General features: G+C 61.1%; 3 protein-coding genes and 2 pseudogenes. 3 read left to right on the forward strand and 2 right to left on the reverse strand.

Annotated elements, in window-relative coordinates; all coding sequences use genetic code 11:
* A pseudogene (locus FEM54_RS34730) lies at positions 1-132 on the forward strand (hypothetical protein); the annotation flags it as partial.
* Here FEM54_RS34730 and FEM54_RS34735 read toward each other — a convergent pair.
* Positions 120-281: pseudogene (locus FEM54_RS34735) on the reverse strand (GNAT family N-acetyltransferase); the annotation flags it as partial. The pseudogenes FEM54_RS34730 and FEM54_RS34735 sit on opposite strands and share 13 nt — an antisense overlap.
* A 158-nt stretch (positions 282-439) precedes the next feature.
* The gene (rimO, locus tag FEM54_RS22990; RefSeq protein ID WP_017137087.1) at positions 440-1,780 is read right to left on the reverse strand and encodes a 30S ribosomal protein S12 methylthiotransferase RimO; all 1,341 of its coding nucleotides are present in this window, start codon (positions 1,778-1,780) and stop codon (positions 440-442) included.
* Positions 1,781-2,069: 289 nt separating this feature from the next.
* Here rimO and FEM54_RS22995 point away from each other — a divergent pair, with 289 nt between their 5' ends.
* Together FEM54_RS22995 and FEM54_RS23000 are read left to right on the forward strand one after the other, a co-directional pair.
* Positions 2,070-3,971, forward strand: a complete 1,902-nt coding sequence (locus FEM54_RS22995) for a potassium transporter Kup (protein WP_099548536.1) — start codon at positions 2,070-2,072, stop codon at positions 3,969-3,971.
* 127 nt (positions 3,972-4,098) lie between these two features.
* A complete protein-coding gene (locus FEM54_RS23000) occupies positions 4,099-5,205 on the forward strand; it encodes an NADH:flavin oxidoreductase/NADH oxidase (RefSeq protein ID WP_017137089.1) in 1,107 nt (368 codons plus the stop codon).
* Positions 5,206-5,505: the final 300 nt, after the last annotated feature.

Below are 5,505 nucleotides of genomic sequence, written 5' to 3' on the forward strand. Positions count from 1 at the left end.
CTGGTGGCGATTCTGGATGCGGACAAGGAAGGCTTCCTGCGTTCCGAGCGCTCGTTGATCCAGACCATTGGCCGTGCCGCGCGTAACCTCAATGGTCGCGCGATTCTGTACGCGGATCGCATCACCGCGTCCAGGTAGCGCGTCAGCACCAGCTCCTTGAGCAGTACGATGTAGCTGTCCGGCAAAAAGTCATGGGTCGCTCGCACGGAGTCTTCCCAGATCTGCGCCAATTGCTGGTAGTCGCTGGTTTTAGGTGTGTGGATAACCGAATGCTGACGCATGCCCGCTGCCCCTTGCCGATGATCGGCGCTGATGGGCAAACGATAGACCTAAAAAAGCCCCGCATCTTGCTCAGACACGAGGCTTTTTCAATTTTTCACGCCGATCGTTCCCACGCTCTGCGTGGGAATGCCTCGCCGGACGCTTTGCGTGCGCAGAGCTAGTCGCGCTTTTCAGCCCACAGGTCGTACTCGTCGGCATCCGTCACGGTGCACCAGACCTTGTCGCCCGGCTTCAAGCCGCTGGCATCGTCGATAAACACGTTACCGTCGATTTCCGGCGCATCGAAGAAGCAACGGCCCACTGCGCCTTGCTCGTCGACTTCGTCGATCAGTACTTCGATTTCCTTGCCGATGCGCAGTTGCAGGCGTGCGGAGCTGATGGCCTGCTGATGCGCCATGAAGCGCTCCCAGCGGTCCTGCTTGACGTCGTCCGGCACGATGGCCGCGTCCAGCAGGTTGGCCGGGGCTCCTTCGACCGGCGAGTACTGGAAGCAACCGACGCGATCCAGCTGCGCTTCGGTCAGCCAGTCCAGCAGGTACTGGAAGTCTTCTTCGGTTTCGCCAGGGAAGCCGACGATGAAGGTCGAACGGATGATCAGCTCCGGGCAGATCTCGCGCCAGTTCTTGATGCGCGCCAGGGTCTTGTCTTCGAAGGCCGGGCGTTTCATGGCCTTGAGGATTTTCGGGCTGGCGTGCTGGAACGGAATGTCCAGGTACGGCAGGATCTTGCCGGCGGCCATCAACGGGATCAGCTCGTCCACGTGCGGGTACGGGTAAACGTAGTGCAGGCGCACCCACACGCCCAGGCTGCTCAAGGCTTCGCACAGTTCGGTCATGCGGGTTTTCACCGGCGCGCCGTTCCAGAAGCCGGTGCGGTATTTCACGTCGACGCCGTAGGCGCTGGTGTCCTGGGAGATCACCAACAGCTCTTTAACACCGGATTTGACCAGGCGCTGGGCTTCGTCCAATACATCGCCCACCGGGCGGCTGACCAGCTTGCCGCGCATCGACGGGATGATGCAGAAGCTGCAGCTGTGGTTGCAGCCTTCGGAAATCTTCAGGTACGCGTAGTGGCGCGGCGTCAGCTTGATGCCTTGCGGCGGCACCAGGTCGATCAGCGGGTTGTGGTCCTGACGCGGCGGCACCACGTCGTGCACGGCGTTGACCACCTGCTCGTACTGCTGCGGGCCGGTTACCGCCAGCACGCTTGGGTGCACGTTGCGGATATTGCCTTCTTCCACGCCCATGCAGCCGGTGACGATTACCTTGCCGTTTTCCTTGATGGCTTCGCCGATCACTTCCAGCGATTCAGCCTTGGCCGAGTCGATGAAGCCGCAGGTGTTAACCACCACCACGTCGGCGTCCTGATAAGTGGACACGACGTCATAGCCTTCCATACGCAGTTGCGTGAGGATGCGCTCGGAGTCAACGAGAGCCTTCGGGCAACCCAGGGATACAAAGCCGACCTTTGGGTTGGCTTTTGCGATGGTGGTGGACATGTCTAACCTCGGTATTGAATGACGCCGCCAGTCGGGCACGACATGGCGGTAGACGGGCGCTTGGTGCGCCTCTGATCAAAAAGTGCGCAATTCTATCGACGGGCAGCGCGCTTGACCAGCTTTATACGGGGAAATGCGACGAGTGCTGCGCTATGCTTCGCGCCGTTGCGCACGGGTGAAACCCCGGGGTCAATAAAACGTCTGTTACGAGAAGTAAAACAGCGCATGCTAGGGTCAGCTTAGGCGCGTTGTTTATAAAAGACCTCAGGTCAAAGGGCAGGAGTGGTTGATGGGTCAGGCAAATAGTCAGGCAGCAGGTGCCGAGCATTCCAATGCAAAGCCGATTGGCATGCTGGTGGCGGCGGTCGGGGTGGTTTACGGCGATATCGGTACCAGCCCGCTCTATACCCTTAAAGAAGTGTTTACCGGTGGTTATGGGGTTCAAGTCAATCACGACGGGGTCTTTGGCATTCTGGCGCTGATTTTCTGGTCGCTGGTGTGGGTCGTGTCGATCAAGTACGTGCTGTTTATCCTGCGCGCGGACAACCAGGGCGAAGGCGGCATCATGGCCCTGACGGCGCTGGCGCGACGGGCGGCGTCGCCGTACCCCAAGTTGCGTTCGGTGCTGGTGATCCTCGGCTTGATCGGTGCGGCGCTGTTCTACGGCGACAGCATGATTACCCCGGCGATCTCGGTATTGTCGGCGGTTGAAGGCCTGGAACTGGCCTTTGACGGGATTGAACGTTGGGTGGTGCCGCTGTCGCTGGTGGTGCTGGTGGGGCTGTTCCTGATCCAGAAACACGGCACTGACCGCATCGGCAAGCTGTTCGGGCCGGTGATGGTGGTGTGGTTCCTGGTGCTGGGCGGTCTTGGCGTGCACGGCATCCTGCAACATCCCGAGGTGCTCAATGCGCTGAACCCCGTGTGGGGCGTGCGTTTCTTTGTGTCCCATCCGGGCATGGGCGTCGCGATTCTTGGCGCCGTGGTGCTGGCCTTGACCGGTGCCGAAGCGCTGTACGCCGACATGGGCCACTTCGGCCGCAAGCCGATCGCCCGTGCCTGGTTCGCCCTGGTGCTGCCGGCGCTGGTGCTCAATTACTTCGGCCAGGGCGCGTTGCTGCTGGAAAACCCCGAAGCGGCGCGCAACCCGTTCTACTTGCTCGCGCCGGAATGGGCCTTGGTGCCATTGGTCGCGCTGTCGACCCTGGCCACCGTGATTGCATCCCAGGCGGTGATTTCCGGCGCGTTCTCGCTGACGCGTCAGGCGATCCAGTTGGGTTACATCCCGCGCATGCATATCCAGCACACCTCCAGCGCCGAGCAAGGCCAGATCTACATTGGCGCGGTGAACTGGTCGCTGATGGTCGGCGTGATCCTGCTGGTGCTCGGCTTCGAATCCTCCAATGCCCTGGCCTCCGCCTACGGCGTGGCAGTCACCGGCACCATGTTGATTACCAGCATCCTGGTGTCGGCGGTGATGCTGCTGCTCTGGAAGTGGCCGCCGGTGCTGGCGATTCCGGTGCTGATCGGCTTCCTGTTGGTGGACGGCCTGTTCTTCGCCGCCAACGTGCCAAAGATCGTGCAGGGCGGTGCCTTCCCGGTGTTGGCGGGGATTGTGCTGTTTGTGCTGATGACCACCTGGAAGCGCGGCAAGGAACTGTTGATGGACCGCCTCGACGAAGGCGGGCTGCCGTTGCCGATCTTTATCAGCAGTATCCGCGTGCAACCGCCTCATCGCGTGCAGGGCACTGCGGTGTTCCTCACCGCGCGGCCCGATGCCGTGCCCCACGCGCTGTTGCACAACCTGCTGCATAATCAGGTGTTGCATGAGCAAGTGGTGATGCTCACGGTGGTCTACGAAGACATTCCGCGTGTGCCTGCCTCGCGGCGCTTTGAGGTGGACGCCTACGGCGAAGGCTTCTTCCGGGTGATCCTGCATTTTGGCTTTACCGATGAGCCGGACGTGCCCGAGGCCCTGAAACTGTGCCACCTGGACGATCTGGATTTCAGCCCGATGCGCACCACCTACTTCCTCAGCCGTGAAACGGTGATCGCCTCGCGCATCAAGGGCATGGCCCGTTGGCGTGAGAGCTTGTTTGCGTTCATGTTGAAAAACGCCAACGGCAACCTGCGCTTCTTCAAACTCCCGGTAAACCGGGTGATCGAGCTGGGCACCCAGGTCGAGATGTAATCTTTTGCAACACGGGAGCCGGCATTCGGCTCCCGCTTTCCTTTCTGAACCCTGTGCAATCCACCGTTGTCGACTAGGCTCTAAGCACTGTTTGAATAGTGCCCACAGAACCCAGAAGAGGTGCGCCATGAGTCAGCTGCTCGAACCCTACACCCTCCGTCAATTGACCTTGCTCAACCGCATCGCCGTCTCGCCGATGTGCCAATACTCGTCCGACGATGGCCTGGCCAATGACTGGCACCTGGTGCACCTGGGCAGCCGCGCCGTCGGTGGTGCCGGGCTGATTTTTACTGAAGCCACCGCCGTCACCGCCGATGGCCGCATCACCGCCCAGGACCTGGGCCTGTGGAACGACGCGCAGATCGAACCGCTGCAGCGCATCACCCGCTTTATTGCTGCTCAAGGCGCGGTGGCGGGCATCCAGCTGGCACATGCCGGGCGCAAGGCCAGCACCCATCGGCCGTGGATCGGCAAGCACGGCAGCGTCAAGCCGGAGGAGGGCGGCTGGGTGCCGGTGGGCCCTTCGCCGATTGCCTTTGACCCGAACCACACGCAACCCAGGCCACTGGATGAAGGGCAGATCCAGCAGGTGATTGCCGACTTTGTCGCCGCCGCCAAACGCGCGCTGACCGCCGGTTTCGAAGTGGTGGAGATCCACGCTGCCCACGGTTACCTGTTGCATCAATTCCTCTCGCCGATCAGCAACCAGCGCCAGGACCACTACGGCGGCTCGTTTGAAAACCGTATCCGCCTGGTGCTCGAAGTGACCACCGCCGTGCGCGCCGTCTGGCCCCAGGAGCTGCCGCTGTTTGTGCGGGTGTCGGCCACCGATTGGGTCGAAGACGGCTGGAACCCCGATGAAACCGTAGAGCTGGCGCGCCGCCTCAAAGAACTCGGCGTGGACCTGATCGACGTGTCCTCCGGTGGCACCGCCGCCAACGCCGAGATTCCCACCGGCCCGGGCTACCAGACGCGGTTTGCCGAGCGCGTGCGCAAAGAGTCGGGTATCGCCACCGGCACGGTGGGCATGATCACCGAACCGGCCCAGGCTGAACACATACTGCGCACCTGCCAGGCCGACATCATCTTCCTCGCCCGTGAGCTGTTGCGTGACCCTTACTGGCCGCTGCATGCCGACGATGACTTGGGTGGGCGCAAAGCCATCTGGCCCGCGCAGTACCAGCGGGCGACTCACCGTGATCAGCCGATTCACGAGTCTGACCTGAGGGATTGAACCCGCGTCTGCCTGCAATAAACCCACCCGACTCGGTGGGTTTTTTGTTGCCCGCGTTTAACGCCTGCCTGACCCGCAGCTGTATGCGCAAGAGCTTCCCGATATCCACCTTTACCGGTCGCTGCGTGAGAAAGGGTTGTAGGTATTTGTTACCGAAGTAATTTTTTAAGTGAATACTCTAAAAAAATCCCACACGTGACGAGATTGTTTCTACGCTTAGGGTAAGTGTGATTTCTGGCCCAGGGAGTCAGGCTGTTTGTCCTTGAAGCCATTGCGCTTCATGAGCGTAGGGAATGGGCA

The sequence above is a fragment of the Pseudomonas edaphica genome (assembly GCF_005863185.1).
GTDB lineage: Bacteria > Pseudomonadota > Gammaproteobacteria > Pseudomonadales > Pseudomonadaceae > Aquipseudomonas > Aquipseudomonas edaphica.